General features: G+C 45.1%; 22 protein-coding genes and 1 tRNA gene. 9 read left to right on the top strand and 14 right to left on the bottom strand.

From position 1 onward, the window contains the following. Positions 1–14 precede the first annotated feature (14 nt). A complete protein-coding gene (locus F8C76_RS12220; protein WP_152131958.1) occupies positions 15–881 on the bottom strand; it encodes an MBL fold metallo-hydrolase in 867 nt (288 codons plus the stop codon). A 200-nt stretch (positions 882–1,081) separates the two neighbouring features. Here F8C76_RS12220 and F8C76_RS12215 point away from each other — a divergent pair, with 200 nt between their 5' ends. Continuing rightward, positions 1,082–2,920, top strand: a complete 1,839-nt coding sequence (locus F8C76_RS12215) for a cation:proton antiporter (RefSeq protein ID WP_152131957.1) — start codon at positions 1,082–1,084, stop codon at positions 2,918–2,920. A gap of 149 nt (positions 2,921–3,069) precedes the next feature. Next, the gene (locus F8C76_RS12210) at positions 3,070–3,372 is read left to right on the top strand and encodes a hypothetical protein (protein ID WP_129653858.1); all 303 of its coding nucleotides are present in this window, start codon (positions 3,070–3,072) and stop codon (positions 3,370–3,372) included. Positions 3,373–3,401: 29 nt separating this feature from the next. Here the strand turns inward: F8C76_RS12210 and lepA are convergent, their stop codons facing one another. Further along, on the bottom strand, positions 3,402–5,198 hold the full coding sequence (lepA, locus tag F8C76_RS12205; protein ID WP_129653856.1) for a translation elongation factor 4: 1,797 nt from the start codon (positions 5,196–5,198) through the stop codon (positions 3,402–3,404). Between the two features lie 152 nt (positions 5,199–5,350). Between lepA and F8C76_RS12200 the strand changes: the two genes are divergently transcribed. Further along, entirely contained in the window at positions 5,351–7,771 is a 2,421-nt protein-coding gene (locus F8C76_RS12200; RefSeq protein WP_152131956.1) for an outer membrane beta-barrel family protein, read from the top strand. A gap of 51 nt (positions 7,772–7,822) precedes the next feature. Beyond that, complete coding sequence (gene dusB / locus F8C76_RS12195; protein WP_152131955.1) at positions 7,823–8,815, top strand: tRNA dihydrouridine synthase DusB; 993 nt, start codon at positions 7,823–7,825, stop codon at positions 8,813–8,815. Here the strand turns inward: dusB and F8C76_RS12190 are convergent. Together F8C76_RS12190 and rbfA are read right to left on the bottom strand one after the other, a co-directional pair. Beyond that, positions 8,812–10,020, bottom strand: a complete 1,209-nt coding sequence (locus F8C76_RS12190) for an ABC transporter permease (RefSeq protein ID WP_152131954.1) — start codon at positions 10,018–10,020, stop codon at positions 8,812–8,814. The two genes, dusB and F8C76_RS12190, sit on opposite strands and share 4 nt — an antisense overlap. Positions 10,021–10,022: 2 nt before the next feature. Further along, the gene (rbfA, locus tag F8C76_RS12185) at positions 10,023–10,418 is read right to left on the bottom strand and encodes a 30S ribosome-binding factor RbfA (protein WP_129653852.1); all 396 of its coding nucleotides are present in this window, start codon (positions 10,416–10,418) and stop codon (positions 10,023–10,025) included. 103 nt (positions 10,419–10,521) lie between these two features. Between rbfA and mce the strand changes: the two genes are divergently transcribed. The 3 genes from mce to F8C76_RS12170 all read left to right on the top strand — a co-directional run bounded on the left by mce (position 10,522) and on the right by F8C76_RS12170 (position 11,852). Then, on the top strand, positions 10,522–10,929 hold the full coding sequence (gene mce / locus F8C76_RS12180) for a methylmalonyl-CoA epimerase (protein WP_152131953.1): 408 nt from the start codon (positions 10,522–10,524) through the stop codon (positions 10,927–10,929). 60 nt (positions 10,930–10,989) lie between these two features. After that, positions 10,990–11,063 (top strand) — tRNA-Ile (locus F8C76_RS12175). A 132-nt stretch (positions 11,064–11,195) separates the two neighbouring features. Continuing rightward, a complete protein-coding gene (locus F8C76_RS12170) occupies positions 11,196–11,852 on the top strand; it encodes a hypothetical protein (protein WP_152131952.1) in 657 nt (218 codons plus the stop codon). A gap of 53 nt (positions 11,853–11,905) precedes the next feature. Here the strand turns inward: F8C76_RS12170 and F8C76_RS12165 are convergent, their stop codons facing one another. From F8C76_RS12165 to F8C76_RS12120, 10 genes are all read right to left on the bottom strand, one after another. After that, positions 11,906–12,871: a PIG-L deacetylase family protein gene (locus tag F8C76_RS12165; protein ID WP_152131951.1), complete on the bottom strand. Its 966-nt coding sequence runs from the start codon at positions 12,869–12,871 to the stop codon at positions 11,906–11,908. Between the two features lie 153 nt (positions 12,872–13,024). Further along, on the bottom strand, positions 13,025–14,206 hold the full coding sequence (locus F8C76_RS12160) for a Gfo/Idh/MocA family protein (RefSeq protein WP_152131950.1): 1,182 nt from the start codon (positions 14,204–14,206) through the stop codon (positions 13,025–13,027). Positions 14,207–14,209: 3 nt separating this feature from the next. Next, positions 14,210–15,541 (bottom strand): Gfo/Idh/MocA family protein, encoded by a 1,332-nt coding sequence (locus tag F8C76_RS12155; protein WP_152131949.1) that lies wholly within the window; start codon positions 15,539–15,541, stop codon positions 14,210–14,212. 10 nt (positions 15,542–15,551) lie between these two features. Next, entirely contained in the window at positions 15,552–16,871 is a 1,320-nt protein-coding gene (locus F8C76_RS12150; protein ID WP_249042454.1) for a 3-keto-disaccharide hydrolase, read from the bottom strand. Between the two features lie 90 nt (positions 16,872–16,961). Continuing rightward, a complete protein-coding gene (locus tag F8C76_RS12145; RefSeq protein WP_152131947.1) occupies positions 16,962–18,266 on the bottom strand; it encodes a TRAP transporter large permease in 1,305 nt (434 codons plus the stop codon). After that, positions 18,266–18,730, bottom strand: a complete 465-nt coding sequence (locus F8C76_RS12140) for a TRAP transporter small permease (protein WP_152131946.1) — start codon at positions 18,728–18,730, stop codon at positions 18,266–18,268. Before F8C76_RS12140 ends, F8C76_RS12145 begins: the two co-directional genes overlap by 1 nt. A 1-nt stretch (position 18,731) precedes the next feature. Next, entirely contained in the window at positions 18,732–19,712 is a 981-nt protein-coding gene (locus F8C76_RS12135; RefSeq protein ID WP_152131945.1) for a TRAP transporter substrate-binding protein, read from the bottom strand. 16 nt (positions 19,713–19,728) lie between these two features. Then, a complete protein-coding gene (gene uxaC / locus F8C76_RS12130) occupies positions 19,729–21,135 on the bottom strand; it encodes a glucuronate isomerase (protein ID WP_152131944.1) in 1,407 nt (468 codons plus the stop codon). Further along, positions 21,132–22,316: a mannonate dehydratase gene (gene uxuA / locus F8C76_RS12125; RefSeq protein WP_152131943.1), complete on the bottom strand. Its 1,185-nt coding sequence runs from the start codon at positions 22,314–22,316 to the stop codon at positions 21,132–21,134. The genes uxaC and uxuA overlap by 4 nt, the downstream gene beginning before the upstream one ends. 3 nt (positions 22,317–22,319) lie before the next feature. Further along, the gene (locus tag F8C76_RS12120) at positions 22,320–23,171 is read right to left on the bottom strand and encodes an SDR family oxidoreductase (protein WP_152131942.1); all 852 of its coding nucleotides are present in this window, start codon (positions 23,169–23,171) and stop codon (positions 22,320–22,322) included. Between the two features lie 98 nt (positions 23,172–23,269). Here F8C76_RS12120 and F8C76_RS12115 point away from each other — a divergent pair, with 98 nt between their 5' ends. After that, a complete protein-coding gene (locus tag F8C76_RS12115; protein ID WP_152131941.1) occupies positions 23,270–23,965 on the top strand; it encodes an NUDIX hydrolase in 696 nt (231 codons plus the stop codon). A gap of 176 nt (positions 23,966–24,141) precedes the next feature. Then, positions 24,142–24,681, top strand: a complete 540-nt coding sequence (locus F8C76_RS12110; RefSeq protein WP_152131940.1) for a DUF2911 domain-containing protein — start codon at positions 24,142–24,144, stop codon at positions 24,679–24,681. The last annotated feature ends 16 nt before the right edge of the window (positions 24,682–24,697 follow it).

The following is a 24,697-nucleotide window of genomic DNA, read 5'->3' as shown; positions in this document are numbered from 1 at the left end:
AGAAAAGTAAACAGTTATTGTATATTGAATATTTCGTTGAAAGAGAACACTTCGTCCAATCGGACACCTTTCTCTGTCTGTTTTAAGGAGCAAAGCTGATTATGGGCATCGTGCTCAAAGAACAACAGCCAACCGTTCTCGGCAGCGGAATTTAAAAAGGCTGACTTTTCTTCAAGTGTCAACAATGGACGGGTATCGTAACCCATCACATAGGGTAACGGAATATGCCCGACGGTGGGCACCAAGTCTGCCACAAAAACAAGGGTCTTACCCTTATAGTTGATGTGAGGGAGCATTTGCTTTTCGGTATGACCGTCCACAAAGTGGATGCCAAATCCCAATTCCGATTTTTCCTGAAAGGACGCACTTGTCTTCTCTAGAAATTTAAGCTGACCACTTTCTTCCATAGGAAGTAGGTTTTCCTTTAGAAAGGAAGCTTTCTCCCTTGCATTGGGTTCGGTGGCCCATTTCCAATGGGATTGGTTGGTCCAAAAAGAGGCATTTTTAAAAGCGGGCTCGTATCCTGTTCGATTCTTGTTCCATTGAATACTGCCGCCGCAATGGTCAAAATGAAGATGGGTCATAAAGACATCGGTGATGTCATCCCTATGAAACCCCAATTTTTTCAAAGAGCTATCCAAGGAATGGTCTCCCCATAAATAATAATAGCTGAAAAACTTTTCGGATTGTTTGTTTCCAAGACCAGTATCGATCAAGGTGAGTTTATCACCATCCTCAACCAAAAGGCAGCGTGCCCCCAAATCTATCATGTTGTTGGCATCGGCAGGATTGGTACGGTTCCAAATGGATTTTGGGACCACTCCGAACATGGCGCCGCCGTCCAATTTAAAATTACCGGTCTCTACAGGATATATCGTCATTCAGAAAACAAATGGCATGCAAAATAAGAAAAGCGCAATGCATATGGTTAAAAAATGCGGTTTTATTGGCCCTATTTTAACAAATCAGTGGAATTCAAGGGTTGTCCGAAATATACGCGAACAACAAAAAATTTATCCCATTTGTCATATGGGGTAAATTCTAAAAGAAAAGCAGTAAATTTCAAAAAAAACTAAGACCCATGCTTGAACTTGCGGGAATCATTATTCTTGGCATCATTGCACAGTGGGTGGCATGGCGGTTTAAACTTCCGGCCATTTTGCCCCTGATACTCATAGGATTGCTGGTAGGACCGGTATCCACCCTATATACCGAAGACGGATCTAAGCTTATTGAACCTATATGGAATGGTGAAAAAGGGCTTTTCCCTGGAGACGGGCTCTATTATTTTGTCTCCTTGGCAATCAGTGTAATTCTGTTTGAAGGGGGTCTTACCCTAAAACGGGCCGAAATATCCAATGTGGGCCCGGTAATCACCAAATTGATCACCATCGGTACCATTGTGACATTTTTTGGAGCGGGAGTGGCCACCCATTATATTTTTGGACTTACGTGGCAGATTTCGTTTCTTTTTTCCGCATTGATCATTGTTACGGGCCCTACCGTGATTACTCCCATTCTAAGGAACATACCTTTAAAAAAGGATGTATCCGCCGTGTTGAAATGGGAAGGAATTTTGATCGACCCGATCGGAGCGTTGGTTGCGGTTTTGGTATTTGAGTTTATCAGTGTGGGTGAAGGGCATACTTTTACGCAAACAGCCTTGATAGAGTTTGGTAAGATTTTGTTGTTCGGAACCACCTTTGGGTTTACGTTTGCCCACGCACTGGCCTTTGCCATAAAGAAAGACTTTATCCCGCATTATTTGTTGAACGTAGTTTCGCTATCCGCCGTATTGCTGGTGTATGTGGAGTCGGATATTTTTGCCCACGAATCGGGATTATTGGCAGTGGTGGTCATGGGAATGGTGATGGGGAACATGAACTTGCCCAATCTTAAGGAACTTCTGTATTTTAAGGAATCGTTGAGTGTACTGCTCATATCCATACTTTTTATACTGTTGTCCGCCAATATCAACATTGCCGATATGGAACTGATCATGAACTGGAACACGGTCGCTCTTTTTGCGGTGGTGGTATTTATCATACGGCCGTTGGGGGTTTTCCTGAGTTCACAGGGATCTAATTTAAAGCTCAATGAGAAACTCTTTATTGGCTGGGTGGGTCCGAGGGGTATTGTGGCCGCGGGTATTGCCTCCCTGTTTGGATCAAAGTTGTTGGCCAAAGGGGAACCCGGTGCGGAATACATCACCCCGTTGGTCTTTATGATTGTTTTGGGAACGGTCTTGTTGAATGCCACAACGGCAAGACTTTTCGCAAAGTTGGTTGGCGTGTTCCTGAAAAAATCGGAAGGTATTTTGATCATAGGCGCCTCCAGATTATCCAGGATTATTGGAAACTATTTGCGAAAGAACAACAGGCACGTGGTGTTGATAGACAACAACCAAACCAATGTGGACAAAGCACAAAAGCTTGGACTGGACGCCATTACCGCCAACATATTTTCGGACACCCTAACGGATAACATTGAGTTGAACGATATGGGATACCTCATGGCGCTTACAGGAAACTCGGACATTAACGAGTTTGCCATATCCAAGTTCCAAAAACAGTTTGGTGAAAACGGCGCCTTTCGCTTGGTAAATACCGAAGAGGTGAACAACCCGAATGTCAACCCCAAGGAAGGATTGTTTTCCCATACCGATGACTTCATCAAACTCATGGACACGGTGCGGAAATATCCTGCCATTCATGAAATTGATTTGAAGGACAAAGCGCATTACGACAGTTTGATAGACATTACCCAACAGGAAAATGATATCATCCCCGTATTTACCAAATCACCCAATGGAAGCATAGAAATCATCCCCGCCAACAGTAAGGACTTTGAACCCAAGGGCGAGGGGTACAAACTGGTGTATTTGGGTAAACGCTTTTCCACGGAAAAAGAACCGTCCTAAAAACTCATTTTAGGACATAAATACGGGCGAAATCCTTAAATTTTGCCCATCCGTCAATTCAAACGGGCCATCCGTCAATTCATAGACCTATTCTACGGTGGCTATGGATACCTTCCTTGTTGATTGTTAACCAATTAAACAGGAACAATATGAAAACGGCACTATTTTCTGGTATTGTATTATGGGTTTTTGCATCTTGCTCTTTTGATGCAGAACGATTTATTGAAGAAAATTCAATTTTGGAAGAAGCTCCGGAAGTGAACAAGAATTTGGAGTGTTACTCCTGTATGGCCAAAGATGGTATTGAATTGGAGATTTGTGATCATCTGGACGGTACGTACACCCTATACCATGGCGACCTTGAAAAACCCCTTACCGAGGACGATTTGGAAGGACATTCCGCCAAGGACTTTGTGGGCATCGGATGCCAATTGGAAAACTTGGAACTCTAAAATCCAAAAGGATTTTAACTCGTCAAGAATTAATCATTCAACTTTAAAACGGCCATAAACGCCTGTTGTGGAATTTCCACGTTCCCTACTTGGCGCATACGTTTTTTACCCTTTTTCTGTTTTTCCAACAGTTTTCGTTTACGGGAAATATCCCCACCATAACACTTGGCGGTCACATCTTTTCGCAACGCCTTGATGGTTTCCCTAGAAATGATTTTGGAACCAATGGCAGCCTGTATGGGAATATCAAACTGCTGCCTTGGGATAAGTTCCTTCAGCTTTTCGCACATTTTCTTACCAATGGTGTGGGCATTGTCAAAATGCACTAATGCGGACAAGGCATCAACGGGTTGTGCGTTCAATAGGATATCTACCCTCACCAGCTTGGACACCCGCATTCCAATGGGGGAATAATCAAAAGAGGCATACCCTTTTGAAACGGTCTTTAAGCGGTCGTAAAAGTCAAAAACGATTTCGGCGAGGGGCATATCAAAAATAAGCTCCACCCGTTCCGTGGTCAAATAGGTCTGGTTAACAATCTGCCCGCGCTTTTCAATACAGAGCGACATGACATTCCCCACAAAATCGGATTTGGTAATGATCGTGGCCTTGATGTACGGCTCTTCCACACGGTCCACGGTGGAAGGGTCGGGCAAGTCCGAAGGGTTGTTCACAATTACAGCGGTTTCCCTGTCCTTGGTGGTAAAGGCATGGTAGCTTACGTTGGGGACCGTGGTGATCACGGTCATATCGAACTCACGCTCCAGACGTTCCTGGATGATTTCCATATGCAACATGCCCAAGAACCCACATCGGAAGCCAAAGCCCAAAGCGGCACTGCTTTCCGGGGTAAATACCAAGGAAGCATCATTGAGCTGCAGTTTCTCCATGGAGGAGCGCAGTTCTTCAAAATCTTCGGTGTCCACCGGATAGATTCCAGCAAAAACCATAGGTTTTACATCCTCAAAACCTTCAATGGCATTTTTGGTGGGGTTGGCGGCATCGGTAATGGTATCGCCCACTTTTACCTCTCGGGCATCCTTGATACCGGTGATCAAATAGCCCACATCTCCCGCGGAAATTTTATTTTTGGGTAACTGGCGCAATTTCAAGGTGCCTATTTCATCGGCCTCGTAGGATTTACCAGTGGCCACAAACTTGATTTTTTGTCCCTTTTTTATTTCTCCATTGATGACCCTAAAATAGGTCTCAACGCCTCGGAAGGGATTATAGACCGAATCAAAGACCAAGGCTTGCAAAGGCTCATCTATGTTACCTTTTGGAGCTGGAATACGCTCAATAATGGCATTTAGAATCTCCTCGATACCTATCCCTGTCTTGGCACTGGCCGGAATCACCTCTTCGGGTTTGCAGCCCAAAAGGTCTACAATATCATCGGTCACTTCTTCTGGATTGGCACTGGGCAAGTCCACTTTGTTGAGAACAGGAATGATTTCCAGATCGTTTTCCAAGGCCAAATACAGGTTGGAAATGGTCTGTGCCTGTATGCTCTGTGCAGCATCGACTACCAAAAGGGCCCCTTCGCAGGCCGCAATGGAACGGGAGACCTCGTAGGAGAAATCCACGTGGCCGGGAGTGTCTATCAAGTTCAGGACATAGGTTTCCCCATTGTGCACATACTCCATTTGTATGGCATGACTTTTAATGGTGATGCCACGCTCGCGCTCTAAATCCATATTGTCCAGCAATTGGTCTTGTTTTTCGCGTTCGGTGACAGATCCCGTAAAGTCCAATAAACGGTCCGCCAAGGTACTCTTACCATGGTCTATATGCGCAATGATGCAAAAATTCCTAATCTTCTCCATATCCATCGGTTGTCAATCCAAAAGCAGATTGATAGCAACTGCAAATATAGCTGTTTTAGCTGCCTGCAAATGCTTTTTTAAAAATAAGAAAATGTGGGCTGCGCAACGCTCTGAAATTATTTCTTAGATTTGAGGTTCAACCCCATCTGTAAATGAAGCACGTAACCTCTATTTTGTTATTGGTGTTTTTGGCGTCCAACCATCTAGTTGGGCAGACCTATCAGATTACGGGAAAGGTAGTGGACGAACAAAATCAGACCATTCCCTTTGCCAATATCTTGCTGCTACAAGCAACCGATACCACTTTTGTTAAGGGGACCTCGGCAGATGACAATGGTGCATTTGTACTTGAAGGGGTTGAACCGGACTTATATCTGCTACAGGCGAGCTATGTGGGGAGAGGATCAGAACCTAGGGCCTTGGATATTACCAAAGACATTTCCCTTGGCGCGTTGATCATACCGTTGGAGACCAATTCCCTTGACGAAGTGGTGGTTACGGCCCAAAGACCAAAGCTCCAAAGGCTACCAGACAGACTGGTCTTTTCGGTAGAAAATACGGTTATTTCGCAAGGAACGTCATGGGATATCCTAAAAAGTACACCGGGTGTAATCGTCAATCAAGACGAGTTATTGATTCGTGGACAAAACGCAACAGTTTACTTGAATGACAGAAAGGTACAATTGTCCGGACAGGAGGTTCAGGACTTGCTACAGGGCCTTTCGGGCACCAATATCAAATCGGTGGAAGTCATCGCCAATCCTCCGGCACGGTATGATGCGGAGGGTGGTCCTATTTTGAACATTGTCACCAACAAGAATATTGTTCCCGGGTACAAAGGAAGTATCAATGGAACCTACACTCAAGCGGTATTCCCAAAGTTCAGTTTGGGAACGAGTCATTATTATAAGACCGATAAACTCCATTTGTTTGCCAATTACAGCATCAACCCCCAAAAGGAAGTACGAAAAACGGACAAGGACATCCATTTTATGGATGCTACCAACACCGTTTTTTCACAATGGGATACCAAATACAACCAGACCAAAAAGACACGGTCGCACAATGCGAGCCTTATCTTGGATTATGATTTGGATGACCGTAACAGCTTAAACCTGACCTCTAATTTGGTGTTCAACCCAAACCAAAATCAACAAACCCGGTTGGTAAATGATATGCGTAATGGAACGGGACAACTGGATTCTACGTTTACCACGCACAATAATGCTATGTTGGACAACAGCAATTTGGCCTTTGACCTGACCTATGTGCATAAGCTGAAAAAAGAAGGGGCCCGACTGAGTGCCAATGGGCATTATACAAACTATAGTGGAACCTCCTTTCAAAATTTGGCTTCGGACTATTATGATGCCAGCGGTGGGTTTTTGCGCAGTTTTGGGTTTGATTCCGATTCGCGGCAGGACATTGAGATTTTTACCGGGCAGATGGATTATTCCACACCCATTGGGAATGCATCCTTGGAGACCGGCGCTAAAATTTCTTCCATTGCGTCCGAGAGCCAAGTGGACTTTTTCAACTTTTTGGGGAGCAGCAATACGGTGGACGCCACCTTGTCCGACCGATATCTGTATGACGAAAATGTATATGCGGCCTATTTGAGTTTTGTAAAGAACTGGGAAAAATGGTCCATGAAACTAGGGTTACGCGGAGAACTTACCGAAGCGGAGGGAAGGTCCTTGACCTTGAACCAGACCAACACCCAGGATTTTTTTGAACCGTTTCCGTCCTTGTACGTGTTGTATAGTCCTTCTGTGAACCATAGTTTTTCTTTTGATTTCGGTAGAAATGTCAACCGGCCTAAATACAACGACCTGAACCCTTTCCGGTTTTTCTTCAATGAAAATGACTACGAAGAGGGGAACCCAAGGCTTACCCCGAGCTTTAGCAACAACTTTAATCTGAACTATACCCTCAACAGCGAGTATTTCTTCGACATCTATTATAGGGACAATGGTAGTAATATAGCCGACCTCGTGTTTCAGGACAACAACAACCAGACCTTGGTGGAATTAAAACAGAATGTGTTGGAAAGCACCTCCTACGGATTGGACTTTACGTTGAGCAAGACCATTTTGCCGCCGTGGTTCATTTATGCATACACTTCCTTTTTTCATGAGGAAGAGACTTTTTTGGCCGTGGAGAGCAACAATGCTGAATACACCAACGAAGTGGATGGGGTTTATGGGTACTTGGCCAACTACCTCACCCTCTCTAAGGACGGAACCTTTACGGGCGAGGTGACCTTTACCTATATCTCACAATTTTTGTTCGGGTCCTATATTTCCGATGAGCAGATGAACCTTACCCTTGGGCTTCGCAAGTCACTTTTCAACAACAGGGCCACCATTTCCATAGCGGCAGAGGATATTTTGGAGCAGTATGTGCCCACCTACCGATCACAGTATCTAAATCAGGACAATTTCTACCGAAGAAGACCCGAAACCCAGTTCATCCGAGTGGGCTTTACCTATAATTTTGGGAACTTCAGGTTGGAGGACAACCAGCGTGGAATCGATAAAAAGGAGCGCGATAGGCTCCAAGCCACGGAATAATACGTTGATTTTCGGGTATTTTGTACTTTTGCAGTCCAAAAAAGATAGGATTTGCCAAAAATTGGAAACATAGAACTGCCTGATTTTCCGTTGCTTCTTGCCCCCATGGAAGATGTGAGCGACCCTCCATTCCGAGCTTTATGCAAGGAACAAGGGGCCGATGTGGTGTACACCGAGTTCATTTCATCGGAAGGCTTGATTAGGGATGCCGCCAAAAGTGTCATCAAACTGGACATTTATGAAAAGGAGCGCCCCGTGGGCATCCAGATATTTGGTGCAGAGCTGGATTCCATGTTACAGGCAGTGGATATTGTTGAAAAATCCAACCCAGATATCATCGATATCAATTTTGGCTGTCCCGTAAAGAAGGTGGTCTGCAAAAATGCAGGGGCCGGTATTCTGCGGGATATTCCGCTTATGGTAAAACTGACCGAGGAAATCGTAAAGCGTACAAAACTGCCGGTTACCGTGAAGACACGTTTGGGTTGGGACGCCAATTCCATAAAAATCGTTGAGGCTGCAGAGCGACTTCAGGATGTGGGTACCCAGGCCATATCCATCCATGGGCGTACCCGGGTACAGATGTACAAAGGCGAGGCCGATTGGAAACCCATTGCCGAAGTCAAGAACAACCCCAGAATGCATATTCCCGTTTTTGGAAATGGCGATGTGGACACCCCAGAGGCCGCGGTAAGAATGCGGGATGAATATGGATTGGACGGCGCTATGATCGGCAGGGCCAGCATAGGCTATCCTTGGTTCTTTAAAGAAGTGAAGCACTATTTCAAGACGGGCACCCATCTACCACCCCCCACTATGGAAGAACGCGTGGAAGCGGCCAGAAGACACCTTCAAATGTCCATTGACTGGAAGGGTGAAAAGCTGGGGGTTTTTGAAACCCGCAGGCATTATACCAATTATTTTAAGGGTATTCCACACTTCAAGGAATATCGGATGAAGATGGTCACCAGCGATGAATCTGCCGATGTGTTTGCCGCATTTGATGAAGTATTGGAGAAGTTTGGCGACTTTCAGTTTGCCTAGGCCGTTATCAATTTCTTGGTAATCCGGCTACTTGCAATTTTTGAAGAGACAAACCCTAGAACCACAATCGTAGCCAGTACCAGAACCACATTCATGATGTTGTATTCCACAGGATAGGCCAAGGAAGGGGTAATCTTCAGCCAACTGAAGGTCAATTGCGAAGCGATCAACAAGGAGCCAATCAACACCCCGATAAACCCACCCAAGGAAGTTACCAACAACCCTTGTACAAAGTAAATTTTACGGAGTTCCTTGATGGTGGTTCCCAAACTGAACAGCGTTTTGGAGTTTTGCTGCTTATCCAAAATCATCATGATGATGGCCCCTACCACATTAAAAAGGGCAATAATGAGGACCAAGGTAAAAATAAGGTATGTGGCCAGGTTTTCGGTATTGAGCATGCGGTGCAGGGTGCTGTTCTGTTCTTGTCGGGTACGAATAAGCACAGCATCGCCCAAAACTGCCTTAATGGAGTTCTTCACGTCATCCACAGGAACACTGCCATCCAACTTAAAATTGATTCCAGAGATTTCCGTACTGTCCTTTTCCAATAATTTTTGAACCAAAGGAAGCTGGGCAAACACGTATTTCTTGTCCAAATGTTCTTCCACGGCATACACCCCGCTGAGCACCAAAGAAAGTTGGTTATAAGGTTTGGGATTGAACCCCTGCTGGGAAAAGGACCCTTTGCCCGGTTTAGGGGCCAATACGGTCATGGGGTTTCGGTAATTGTCAATGGGGACCCCAAGCTGATTGTAGATGCCAATGCCCATAACGGTGCTATATTCCATATCGCCCCATGTGCCAAAATATAGGGTGCTGTCCACGCCGGTAACCGCCCTGTAATTGGCATCAATACCTTTAATGAAAGGAAAGAAACTCTTCTCCTTATAGGTAAGATAGACCTTCTCTTCCAACTCTTTGGAGTATTGCGTCAGTCCGGCAATATCCGTTAGGGCACTTTCTTGATCCGGGGTAAGGGAAAAATGTTTTCCAATAGCTGCGGAGGCCTTTAGATCGGGATCAAACGTATTGGAAAAGGAAAGACTGAAGGTTTTGAGGCCAGCAAAGGCCGAAAGCACGACAAAAAGGGCCGCCGAACCAATGACAATCACCAAGAATGTAATGAAATTGATAATGTTTACCGCATTTTGGCTGCTTCTGGATCGTAAGTAACGCTTTGCGATATAGAGAGGAAAATTCAAAATCAGGATTTCTTTCGTTTATCGAGTAGATCCCTGTTTTCAATGGGATTTTCTTCGCCCTTGAGCGATTTTTCAATTTTATCGATGTATTCCAAGGAATCATCAAGGTAAAAATTAAGCTCAGGAACCTTCCTCAATTGGTTTTTGGTCCGTTGGGCCAGTTCATAGCGTATGGCCACTTGGTTGGCCTTGATGCCCTCCAACAGCTTCTGGGCTTCCGTGTTGGGAAAAATGCTTACATATGCCTTTGCAATGGACAGGTCGGTGGTGACGGATACCTTGGAAACAGAGATCAAGATTCCCTTTAGGCCACCATCTGTTGCTGCTCTTTGTAGGATATCGGCCAAGTCTTTTTGGATGATTCCCGCTATTTTCTTTTGCCTTTGTGTTTCCTCCATGATGCAAAAATAAGCGAATTAATGACCAACCGCACGAAAGCATAGGATAACAGTGTGTATTTTTGGGGAATAGGACTATGTTTTTAATTAAAAAGAAGAGCCTATGGACAAGATTGAGCATATTGGCATTGCCGTAAAAAATTTGGAAGCTTCCAATATTTTGTTCGAGAAGCTTTTGGGTGTTTCGCATTACAAAATTGAGGAAGTGGCTTCCGAAGGGGTTAAAACATCATTTTTTAAATCGGGATTCAATAAGGTGGAATTATTGGAGGCCACAACGCCGGACAGTCCCATTGCCAAGTTTTTGGAAAAAAGAGGGGAAGGGGTACACCATATCGCTTTTGCAGTTGATGACATTGTTGCTGAAATAGAACGATTAAAAGACGGAGGCTTTGTAATTTTAAACGAAACCCCAAAGAAAGGTGCTGATAACAAACTGGTTGCGTTTTTGCATCCAAAGGGCACCAACGGGGTATTGGTAGAGCTGTGCCAAGAAATAAAAGAAGAGTAGGGGCGTTAAAACCTTGCGGTGAAGCAAAATAAACACTAATATTGCATCCGCAAAAATGCGGGTCCTATAGCTCAGTTGGTTAGAGCACCTGACTCATAATCAGGTGGTCCCTGGTTCGAGCCCAGGTGGGACCACAAAAACCCTTCCAGGTCATTGATTTGGAAGGGTTTCTTTTTAAAAAGGTTTTCTGGAATTGTCTTTACCATGAATCAACCACTGGGGTTCGCCAAATGAAATTTCGGTATTTTTGAGGTTTTAACGTCTTTATGAAATATACTACACTCCTATTTGCATTGGCCATAAACCTTGGATACGCTCAGGTTGGAAACACCTATGAAGAAGGGGCCGAACTTCAAACGGGTACGATAAGCAACCCATTTTTAAGGGCAAGCACAAATTCCACTGGTGAGGTTGAGGGGTCGGAATTCTTGACTGAAGAATGGAAACAAGCCACAGTCATTGACTTGAACATCAACAAAAAGGTGAGACTTTTGGCGCGCTTCAATGCCTATACCAAGGAAATAGAGCTCCTCAAGGAAAAAAGCATCATAGCGCTAATTCCAGCCAAAGGGGTATCGGTAATGTTGGGAGGAAAGACTTTTGTTCCTGCCAAGTTGAAAAATTCCAATCACCCCATATTCGTGGAACAATTGGTTGCAGGACCCAACGGACTGTATAAATATTATGATGCCAAGATAGTACAAGCGGCTTCGGACGCCACATTACTTAATCTTGAAAACAAGGACAAGATTGTTATCACGGAGAAACTCTACTATGGCGATACAGATGGGATTCAAAAATTACCTTCAAAGAAAAAATCAATGGAGAGTATTTTGGCTCCGGGGATTGTAAAGACGGCAAAAAAGGAAAGACTCTCATTCAAAAAGGAAGCAGACTTAATACGTATTTTTGGGATGCAATAGTAAACCATGATCTTAAGCATCCTTAAAGACCATGGTTTAAAAGGTGATATTGATCAATGGGCATGCTTTTCAATATAGTCGTCCAATTTTGAATGTTCAGGACCGCGATAATGGAAAGCTTCGGCATATTCGCAATTAAATTGACTGCCCAATTCTTTGTCTGAAGGAGTTCCCCGTAATCGTTTGGAGTCAATATCCAGCACAAAATGCTTGATATAATTTCGGTTGGCGGTTTCCGCATCATTTCCTAGAATATCCAGCTTCTTTCCCTCCTTGAGAAGGCGCTCCCTTAACCTTGAACCATGTTCCCCTGCCGGGCCTTGCGTAATGTTCACCCTATTGGCGGTGACCTTGGTGTCTATATGATCGGAAATATCCACAATCCGGTTTACGAGTTGGGGACCACGGGCAAAATAGTAGAGTTCTTTGACCAAATGCGGTTGGATTCCTGCGTCCAAGTGTTCAGGGTAATCCCTACCTCCTCCTGCCATCCATCTGGCGGCCTCAACAGCCCTGGCCGTGACATAATGGTCCGGGTTTTCTTCATAATGGCCCCAAGGGTCATAGGTGATAATGGTATCGATTTTTAGCATTCTGATCAAAAAAACCAATCTTGCCCTGAGTTCAACGGGGCTAATATTATCCATTCTGTGATTGCGATAATGAAGATCATACGTCTTTTTCAGGCCCAAAGCTTTGGCAACGGCTTCATTATCACGTTCATTGTTGCCGATAAGTTCACCAAAGGTATCTCCCTTACCTGCATGGTCATCATTGGTGGTTCGTATGAGATAGCCCGTATACCCCTCGTTGATGAGCTTTGCCACGGTGCCGCCGGCAAAGATGGGAACATCATCAGAATGAGGTTGAATTGCGGCCAATACTTTGCCCTCATGGGGGCGTCCTTTTTGGGACTTTTCAACGACCATGGTCTCGTCATCCACAAAAGTCCTGCCGCCTAGACCCACATGAAGAAAGGGCAAGGCCATACTACTGTTAAGAAAAGATCTTCGTTTCATAATTTTGGTTTGGTTATTACCTAAAAATAAGGAAATAACCGGCTTAGGTCAATAAATGACCTACGCAATTTATAACGCTATCCGGCATTTTTGTGGATTGTTGGGAACAACCCGATTATAGAAAACCTTTTCTAAGTCATAGGCTTTTAAAACCTATGGGAGGATACTTGAATTCCAGGGGACGATTTCTTGTTTGTGTAACGCATCCAATCCCATTTGGACGCATATGGCTGCCTTGGCCCCGCTAATTGCATTGGATTTTGGCATGGTGTTGTCCATAATGTTTGTTCTAAAGTCGAGCAATGCCTGTTTGCTGGGGTCCAAATGTTCCACTTCAATGGGAATACCCTTGCTTTGATCCCATTTGATGGTGGCCCCGGAAACTCCATCAACCTCCCCAACTTCTCTGTATTCCTCCTTTTTTTCGGGATAAAACCAAGCTTTGGTGTAGTCAATGGTGATGGTGCCATTATCTCCCATTACTTTGATGAGATAATCGTCCTTGGAGTTGCTGGTGAGACAGGTATACGTGGCCCGGACTCCATTGGGGTAGGTATAGATCATATGAACGTTGTCGAAGATATCTCGACCATCCTTCCAATAATCAATACCCCCGTCCCCCATAACCTTGATGGGTTCAGCATCCAGTAGCCAGTTGGCAAAATCGAGTTGATGGGAGCACAATTCGGCCAATAACCCTCCGGAAAACTCTTGGTACATGCGCCAATTTATGGCTCTTTCGTACTCAGGGCTTGGCACGGGTCTTCGCCAATTGCCATTTCGGTTCCATTGGCATTCAATGGCAGCAATTTTCCCAATTTCCCCGTTTTTTATCAAGTCCACCACATGGGTATATAGCCGGGAGCTGTGGTATTGGTGACCGGTTTGGAAAATCGTTTTTGATTCCGATGCTTTTTTTACCACGTTTTGTATGGCGGTATATCCTTTTACCATGGTCTTTTCACAATACACATGTTTTCCGGCATCAAGAGCATCAATGGCAATATGGGCATGTTCACTCAAGGGAGTGGCAATCAAGACGGCATCAATGGCAGAATTGTCCAAAAGGGCCTTATAGTCCGAATATGGGGTCGCTTTGCCTTCAACTTTGGCCAATCCCTTTTCCAGTCTAAAGGGCAAAACATCGCAACATGCCGCCACTTCAAGGCCTTGAATACTGTTGATATGTGGAATGAGGCCTCCGCCCCTAGAGCCCGTTCCAATAACACCAATGCGTACCACATCATTTTTTGAAGGATATAAGGGAGACGCTTGTATTGCGGAAATTCCCGCTACGGCCATTCCGGTCTTTGCTACAAAATCTCTTCGTTTCATAGGTTACAATTTAGGTTCCCATCCTTTTGCATATTCCCGTTTCCAGCTTTTCTCCATAATGGCGTTGTCATTGAGTACTTTTCCGGTTTTGATGTCGACCTCCAAGGTATGCCCCGCATCTTGTGCCATATTGCCTAAATGGCAAAGCATCGTGGAGACACTGGCATCATTGATATCAGAGTTTAATGATTCATCTTTTCTGATGGCATTGAAAAAATTGGCCACATGATCTACATCCAATCCCCCAATCCCCTGGGTATTGGTGGTGGCACTTTGTGAACGCTCGTACTCAAGTTTTACGGGATTTCCTGCCAAATCGAACAGCTTATAGAAATTTCTATCGAGTTGGATGGTTCCTTTGCTTCCATAAATGGTAGCACCCCTCCCCGGACGTTCCGGTTTCATAATGCCTCGACTGTGTCCTGTCCAGGTGATAAACTTATCTCCGGGAAAGGTATAGGTCACTTGTTGGTTATCCACAAACTCCCAATCATCATCATAGGTATATTTTCCTCCAAAAGAGGTTACGGTCGAGGGTAGATCCACTCCCAAGGCCCAGCGGCAAATATCAATTTCATGGGTGCCATTGTTGTGTATTTCACCCGTTCCCCAGGTCCTGAACCAATGCCAATTATACGGATGTACGTTGTCCCGATAGTCTTCTTTTGGGGCTGGCCCCTGCCAAAGTCCCCAATCTAACGTATTGGGAACGCTTATTTTGTTTCCTTTTCCTATGGAACCCCTATTGTTGGAATAATAGGCTTCCCCTTTGTAGACTTCCCCGATGACCCCATTGCGGATATCCGTAATTGCTGATGCCGAAGTTTTGGCAGAGCGCTGCTGGTTACCCATCTGCACTTTCTTCCCGTACTTTTTCTGGGCATTCACCAAAAGGTCATTTTCATAAGGATTATGGCTACAGGGCTTTTCCACATAAACGTGTTTTCCGGCTTGTAGGGCCATGATGGCCATAGGGGCATGCCAGTGTTCCGGGGTGGCAATGAACACGGCATCCACATCCTTGTCCTCCAATACTTTTCTAAAATCCTTTTCCACTTTGGGGATATAGCCAATGTTTTGCTGGCACCACGCATTGTGTTCCTCAATAATGGTGTCATCTACATCGCAATTGTACAGGATCCTTGCATTGGCATCTTGGTGGATGGCAATGACATGAGCCTTGGCCCTACTACGTACTCCGATTACAGCTACACCCAAGCGGTCATTGGCCCCTAGAATACTGGAAAAACCAGAGTTGGGCATCAAAATTCCAGCAAAGGCCAAACCTGTTGTCCCTGCTGTGGTCTGTTTGATAAAGTTTCTTCTCGTTCCCATAATCTTATGTTTAGAGTTGTCTGATTTTTATATTTCTGAACGATACTCGATCTCCGTGGTCCTGCAATAAGATATTTCCTTTGTCTGCTTCCCCAAATTGGGGCCAAGTAACATATTTGCTTTCGGAGACCAATTTTCTATAGGCATCGGTTTTGCGCTCATACTCCAAAACTTTCATTCCGTTGAGCCAGTGCTCCACATGGTTGTTGTTGGATTTGATATGTGCGGTATTCCATTCCCCAATGGGTTTTACATATTTGTTGGGGTCGGCTTGAATCAGATCATATAGAGAGGCCAGAGTTCGGCTACCTTCATGGTTTCCAAGTTTGGCATCGGGGTGACGCATATCGTCCAAAATTTGGAATTCCAATCCAATGGAGGAACCTTCACCCTTGTTTAAATCCGTATTTACATAATATTTGATGCCGCTATTGGCACCTTCGGTTATCTTGAATTCCAGCTTTAGCTCAAAATTGTCATATTGCTTCTCTGTGACAATGTCCCCACCGGCTTCAGATTCACCTCCCCCTGTGGAAAGTACGGTCAATTCCCCATTTTCAATGATCCATCCCTTCTCGGGAAAATGGTCCAATTTTGCTCCACGCCATCCATTCGTGGTCTCTCCGTCCCAAAGCATTTCCCAATTGCTCTTCTTGTCCTCGGCAATAAGTTGATTTTTGGTAATGATGGGGGGTATGGGCGATTCCGTTGCGTATTTTTCAGGGTTTTCGGTTACGATCCGGATGTTTTTCCATTGTATCTCCGTGCCCGCTTTTTGGTTTTCACCAATACTGTGCACCTGAAGGGCGATAAATCCCGTGGCGGTGGCATCATCAATAAGATGGGCCGCAGGAACCCCATTGATCCATGTTTTTAGGGTATCGCCTATGGCCTCAATACGATAGTGGTTCCATTCATTCTGTTTGAAAGCTTTTTGTGCAGCCTCGTTTTCCGTAAGGGGGTTTAACCATCCTCTTCGGCCCTCATCATAGATGCCTGCGCTCCAAGCTCGGTCCGAAGGATCAATCTCGATTTGATATCCATGGACCCGTCCGTTCTGATACTCTGGAATGCTGTTACTGCGTATCTGGATGCCAGAGTTCATGGTAGAATCTACCAAATAGTCCAACTCCAAGATAAAGTCACCATATAAGGCATCCGTGGTGAGGAATGTATTGGGCGTGTTGTGTTTGGTCGTGCCCACAACGGCACCATTTTCCGCCGAATACTCGGCAGTTCCTCCCTTTACGGTCCACCCTTCGAGGTTTTCTCCATCAAACAGGGGTACCCATGGGGTATCATCCTTGGGTTTTTGGTTGCAACTGGCCATTAAGGCCAAGGTCAGCAGTACGGTTATCCTACTCAGGATTTTTTGGTTATTCTTCACTTTTCTAGAGTTTAAATGATTCATTTTTTCTTTTTATACATCGAATAGGCTAGGCAACCACAAGGTCAGTTGAGAGACATAGGTAATCAACAACAGCGCGGCAATCATGGCCAAAAACAAGGGTAAAAGGGGCTTTATGACTTTTTGGATTGAGGTTTTGGCCACGCCTACGCCCACAAAGAGGACGGAACCTACGGGAGGCGTGCAGAGACCAATACATAGATTGAATATCATGATGATACCAAAATGGATGGGATCGATGCCCAATTCGGTGACAACAGGCAAGAAGATAGGGGTGAAAATGAGGACGGCCGGGGTAATGTCCATAAAGATGCCCACAAACAATAAAATGGCATTGATGATCAGCAGGACTACGACCACATTGTCACTGATTCCCAAGAGCACATCACTGGTGGCCTGAGGGATATTTTCATAAGAAATGGCCCATGACATGCCAATGGAAGCCGCTATCAACAACAACACCATAGCCGTGGTCACGGATGAATCCAATAAAATATTGGGTAGGTTTTTAAAGGAGATTTCCTTGTAAACAAACCCTAGGATCAACGAGTATAGCACCGCAATGGCCGACGCTTCCGTAGCGGTGAATATGCCTGCCACAATACCTCCGATAACGATGACCAATAACAATAGACTTGGTAAAGCATCCACAAAGGTCTTTACGATGGCAAGAATGCCAGAATCACCTTTTTTGGCGTGTCCGGTGTATCCTTTTCTTTTGGCCCAGATGACCGCTACGATCATCAAGAACACTCCGGCAAGAATACCGGGGATATAGCCGGCCAAAAACAAGGCGGCAATGGAAACACCTCCACTGGCAAGTGAATACACAATCAGGATATTGCTCGGCGGAATAATCAGGCCCGTGGTTGCCGAAGTGATGTTCACTGCGGCTCCAAATTCTTTGGAATAGCCCTCTTTTTCCATCTCAGGACCCAAAATACTGCCCATAGCAGAGGCTGATGCCATGGCTGAACCCGCTATGGCCCCCATAAGCATGGCGGCGGTTATGTTGATCAAGGCAAGTCCGCCGGGAAGCGCACCAACCAAGGTCTTGGCAAAAGCAATCAAACGATGGGCCATACCCCCTTTGTTCATTAAGTTTCCGGCAAGGATAAAGAAGGGAATGGCCAAAAGCGCAAAACTATCCAAGCCCACGCCCATACGTTGGGCCAAGGTGGTGGTTGCCGGTAAAAAAGGAATGCTGACCAACATGGTCAATAAAGCGGAAATGGAAATGCTCCAAGCCACGGGAACGCCTATGGCCAACAGACCAATAAAGCTTATCAACAACACCAATATGGGCAGATATTCCATTATTCGCTTTGATTTATAATGTCCGTAATTTTATAGTAGACGATGAGCAGGCCACTTATGGGGATGACCAAATACACATAGGCCAAGGGTATTTGAAGGGCGGGCGACAACTGTTCCAATACAAAAGTGATGTACACCAAACGGATACCTCCAATCACCATGACCGATAACGCAAAAAGAATTACCGCAACCTTAACTGTTGTCGACAGTCTCTTCTGGGTGGATTTGTTGAACTTTTGGGGCAGTACATCGATGGCTACGTGCATATCTTTCCCAGCCACATAGGCCGCTCCCAATATGCCTGCCCAGATCATGAGGTATCGGGCCAATTCATCCGTAAACGAGCTTGGCGTTCCCATTACAAAACGCGTAAAAACTTGCCAAAGGACATTGAGGACCATGGCAGACATGATGATGATCAATGCACCGCCCAATACGCTATCTATGGTCTTTTTGGCCCCCATATCATTCAACGGCTTTTATTTGTTGTATCAATTTAGACAGCGTCTCGTCTGCCTTATATTTTTCATACACCCTTTCCGTCTCTTTTGAAAAAAGGGACTTGTCTGGTTTAATGATTTTTACCCCTGCCTTTTGAACAGCATCCAGCGCTTCAGCCTCGGCTTTTGCCCACAACTCTCTTTGATATACTACGGATGCATCCACAGCCTGTTGCAGCCAGTTTTGTTCCTGTTCTGAAAGCTTGTCCCAGAAATGGGTGGCCACCAAAATGATATCCGGGGAAAAGGTGTGTTCGTTGAGGGAATAGTATTTGCATATTTCGTAGTGTTTGGAGAGGTAGAAACTGGGCGGATTGTTTTCCGCTCCGTCCACAACGCCCTGTTGCAAGGAGGTGTACAGTTCCCCCCAAGAAATGGGTGTGGGCGAACCCCCAAACCCGCGAACCATCTCCATGGCGGTGACACTGGGCATTACCCTGATTTTTTGCCCTTTTAGGTCACCGGGGCTTTCAATTGCTTTTTCCTTGGTGTAGAAACTGCGGCTGCCCGCATCGTAAAAGCCAAGTCCTTTTAGCCAGTATTTTTTACCATCGTTCAGTAATTCCTCGCCAATAGGGCCATCAAACACTTTAAAAGAATGTTCCCTGCTCCTAAATAGGTAGGGAAGTCCCAAAACCCGGGTCTTTGGCGCAAAATTTTCTAGTGTGGCGGCAGAGACCTTGGTCATATCCAAACTTCCAATCTGCAATAATTCAACAATTTGACGTTCGGTGCCCAATTGCTGGTTAGGATAGATTTCAACCGTCATTTTGCCCTTGGAAATCTCTTCAAGGTCCTCTCCCATCTTTACCAAGGCTTTGTGAACGGAATGATTGACATCCAAGCCATGGGCCAGCTTTATGGTCTTGACCCCATTTTCTGCCTGACACCCTATCAGAAACAGTACAAGGCCAGCCCAAAGCACTATGGAAGTGTACGATCTCATTATTTTTTCAATCCTTTCATATGGCATCAAAGTTGAAATAGTCCTTGGCGTTGTTGTAGCAGATATCCTGCACAATACTACCTAAATGTGGTAGGTCTGCAGGCAATAATCCTTTTTGGATGTCATTCCCCAAAATATTGCAGAGCAACCGCCTAAAATATTCATGTCTTGGGAAGGACAGCAAGCTTCGCGAATCGGTGAGCATACCTATAAAGGTACTGAGGACCCCTAAATTGGATAGGGTGTTGATTTGTTTTTCCATCCCATCCAATTGGTCCAAATACCACCAACCCGAACCGTACTGAATCTTTCCCTTGATTCCACCCCTGTTGAAGTTTCCGGCCATGGTAGCAAAAACCTCATTCTGTGATGGATTCAAGTTATATAAAATAGTCTTTGCCAGTTGATCTGTGCTCTCCAAAAGGTTCAAAAACTTACCTAGGGGATACGCTTGTTCCTTATCGCCAATGGAATCAAAGCCCGTGTCCGGACCCAATTTGTCCAGCATGCTTTGGTTGACATTGCGCAAAGGGCCCAAATGAAACTGTTGTGCCCAGCCTAGGGAGTGGTATTCCCTACACAGAAAAACCAAGGTTTGAAACTTATAATAATGGATTTCTCCTAGCTCCAAGTGTTGCCCCGACCCTATTTTTTTGAAAACGGCTTCAATATCATAGGTTCCTTCCTCAAAAAAATACAACTGTTCCAAGCCATGGTCCGCCAATCGGCACCCGTTTTCATGGAAATGCACAATCCGATTTTTTAGGGCCTCCAGCACATCGGAATAAGAAGATATGGTAATGCCGGAAGCATCGGACAGTTGCTCCAAATAGCTTTTATACGCGGTAAGGTTCTCAATGGCGTAAGCCTTATCTGGACGAAAAGCTGGCAACATTTTTGGGTTATGGCCCGCTTTTCTGGATTTTTGGTGAAATCGCAAATCATCTATGGGGTCATCGGTGGTACAGACCACCTCAACATTCATTTGTTGTAGCATTCCCAAAGCTGAACACGACTTCTCTTGTAGCTTGGCAGAAGTGGTTTGATAGATTTCAAGGGCGTTGTCCTTGGACAGTAAATCCGTGATTCCAAAAAAGCGTTGCAACTCCAAGTGGGTCCAATGGTAGAGGGGGTTCCGCACCAAATAGGGTACGGCTTCGGCCCATTTTAAAAACTTGTCTTGATCGGATGCATTACCGGTGATGTATTTCTCCTCGATTCCCAAGGCACGCATGGCCCTCCATTTGTAATGATCACCGTCCAACCAGGCCCGGGCAATATTTGGATAGTGCCCATCATTGGCCAAAAGCTCTGGAGTCAAATGGTTGTGATAATCAATAATGGGCATGTTTTTGGCATAGCTGTGGTACAGCTCTTGGGCATATGGGGTCTGTAACAGAAAATCTTCGTGAATAAAACTCATATACCCGATTTTTCAATGCCCAACATCAACCCCCTTAATTCGGCCAATCCCCGTAAACGACCTATGGCGGAATACCCAGGGTTGGTTTTTTTGCCCAAATCGTCCAACATCTGGTGCCCATGATCGGGGCGCATGGGCATACGCCGGTCAGGTCGGTTGGTCTGTGTTCTTTTGGCCTGCTCCGTCAACAGTTCTTTTAGCACACCGTACATGTCCACATCGCCATCCAAATGGTCTGCTTCATAAAAATTGCCTTGGTCATCCCGTTTGGTGCTTCTTAGGTGGATAAAGTTGATTCGATTGGCCAATTGATGGGCCATGTTGACCAAATCATTGTCTTCACGAACCCCAAATGAACCTGTGCAGAAGCAAATCCCATTGTGCGGACTGTTGTGGGCGTTGATGAGGTCCTTGGCATCTTGTAAGGTGCTCATGACCCTGGGCAACCCCAAAATTGGGAAAGGAGGATCATCAGGGTGAATGGTCAGGAATACCCCGGCCTCTTCAGCAGTTGGGGCTATGGCTTTGACAAAAGCGTGCAGGTTTTCCCGTAATTGTTCTGGTCCGATGTGCTTGTAGGCGTCCAACACATTTTGGAATTGCTCCAAAGTATAGCCCTCTTCCGCACCGGGTAGCCCGGCAATGATATTACGGATGAGTTTCTCCTTGGAGGCTCCGTCCATTTTTCCGTAGGCTTCTTGTGCCAGTTTAATTTCCTCTTGGGTATAGTCTTCTTCGGCACCCGCCCTTTTGAGCAAGAACAGTTCAAATGCGGCAAAGGCAGCTTTGTCAAACCGGAGAGCCAATGATCCATCAGGCATTTGATGGGCCAAATCGGTACGGGTCCAGTCCAGTACGGGCATAAAGTTGTAACAGACGGTGTCCACTCCACATTGCCCTAGATTTTTGATACTCTCTTTATAGTTTTCAATATAGCGTTCAAAGTTTCCAGTGCGCTTTTTAATATCCTCGTGTACAGGGATGCTTTCCACCACGGACCACGTAAACCCATACGCTTGGAGCTGCTTCTTGCGTTCCTCTATTTCTGAAACAGGCCACACCTCCCCATTGGGAATATGATGCAATGCCGTGACAATTCCCGTGGCACCTGCCATTTTTATATCTGCTAGGGTAACCGGGTCATTGGGCCCGTACCACCTCCATGTTTGTTCCAATCCCATATCTTATACGCCGCTATATGCACTGAAGCCCCCATCAATGGGTACTACAATTCCTGTTACAAATTTTGATCCATTGCCCATCAACCAAAGTACGGTTCCCACCAAATCGTCGGGTTCCCCAAACCGGTTCATGGGAGTATGTTCCAAAATGGTATTTCCACGAGGGGTAAGCGACCCGTCTTTCTGGGTCAATAAACTTCTATTTTGATCGGTTAAAAAGAAACCTGGCGCTATGGCGTTTACCCTGACTCCAACGGGAGCCAAGTGCACGGCCAACCACTGCGTAAAATTGCTTACTGCGGCCTTGGCCGCACTGTAGGCCGGTATCTTGGTCAAGGGTCTAAAAGCATTCATGGAAGAGATGTTCAAAACCACCGTGTCTTTTTTCCCAACCATATCCTCTGCAAATACTTGGGTAGGTAAAAGGGTCCCAATAAAGTTAAGGTCAAACACAAACTGGATGCCTTTGGGGTCCAAGGTAAAGAAGGTCGTCAAGTCTTCAGGCGGATTTATATCCTCTTCAAAAAAATGGGTCTTTGTGGTAGTGCCCTTGGGGTGGTTACCTCCGGCCCCGTTAATGAGGATATCACAACTTCCCCATTGCTCTTTTATGATGTCCCTTGCTTTGATGAGGGATTCCTTTTCAAGCACATTGGCACCAACACCGATTGCCGTACCGCCATTGGCGTTTATTTTTTTTGCGATTTCCTGGGCAGCCTCTTCCTTTAGGTCAAGGATGGCCACTTTGGTTCCCTGATCTGCAATGGATAGGGCCAAAGCACGGCCGAGGACGCCTCCTCCTCCCGTAATGACAACTACTTTGCCGTCTAATTCTCTATATTTAGGTTGATTCATGGGCCTTTTCTGTAATTTTAAGGTTTGATAGTGACCAAAACAATTTCTGTGTCATTTATACACAGTTACTAAATTAGAATTTTTTGGCGAAAAAAAAAATGAAAGAAGATTTATCGGAAGCAACACTCAATGGGCTCAATGATTATCAAGTAAACGAAGATTCCTATGAATGTTCCATGACCACGGACATTGCTGTTTTTGGATATGTGGACAACCGATTGAAGATTTTACTGACCAAAAGATCTGTGGGCAATTTTACCGATCATTGGATGTTGCCCGGAGGCGCCCTACAGGCCAATGAGACCCTAAAAGACTGTGCCCAAAAGATATTGTTTGCCCTAACTGGATTTGAAAATATCCATTTTGAACAGGTAAGAGCGTATTCTGATATAGAGCGCCACCCCACAAAAAGAGTAATCACCATATCTTTTTATGCTTTGGTAAAACCGGAGAACCATCCCTTGACCTTAAAACGGGGTGTGGAGCAGATTGATTGGTTTGATTTGGACAGAATCCCGGCCAATCTTGGGTTTGATCACAACCAAATTATCCGTGATGCGCATCAATTCTTTAAAAAGAACTTGAAGGATACCCTTGTGGTTGGCGAATTGCTTCCACAGAAATTTACACTGCCCGAACTGCAGAATCTTTATGAGAACATTTTGGGTCTGGAATTGGACAAACGTAATTTTAGAAAACGCATTTTCCAAATGGATATTCTTAAAAATACAGGCGAAAAAAAACCTGGAGTAAAGGGGGGACCCATGTTATATTCGTATAAAGACCATGAATAAGCTCATTTTCGCTTCCATTTCATAACAAAGACAGCAATATATGTTGATTTTGCAACGGATTGAAAGAAAAATCAAGGCCAAATGCGGGTAGTGAAACGAACCATTTTGGATTATACCAGTATCCGTATCTTTAGACAAAATTGTAATGTTTCAACTGATTTAATACACCAAAACCCATGAGAAAACTTAAAACTTCGGTCCGTTGGGCCAGCCTGTTTACCCTAACCATTCTTTTCAGTATGTGCAGTCTTGCACAAAAGAGTCCCTATAAAAGTGTTAAGGGAAAGGCCGCTGATGCGTCAATCGAGATTACCTATAACAGTCCTTCCATGCGAGGGCGTGAAATTTTTGGAGGCCTTGTTGCCTATGATAAAGTCTGGCGGGCAGGAGCCAATATGGCAACCACCTTTACCACGGACAAGGACATTACAGTTGGGGGAGAAAAGCTTTCCGCCGGCACCTATGCCTTGTTCTTTGTGCCCAGCAAAGGAGATTGGACCGTAATTTTTAATTCTAATCATGGACGCAGCGGCTCTTCTGTTGAAGGGCTGACTTTGACTGAATATGATAAGGAAAACAAGTCGACCGATGTGCTTCGGGTCAAAGCATCACCAAAGAAAGCTTCCCAAGCCAAGGAACAATTGACCTATACCATTACCAATGATGGATTTACCATGGAGTGGGCCAACGTGGCACTTCCCGTTGCCATTGATTAAATACAACAGAGTTTAA

The organism is Flagellimonas olearia, assembly GCF_009184425.1.
GTDB lineage: Bacteria > Bacteroidota > Bacteroidia > Flavobacteriales > Flavobacteriaceae > Flagellimonas > Flagellimonas olearia.
Note: the sequence above shows the minus strand (reverse complement) of the source record. Positions and strands in the feature narration are given on the sequence as shown.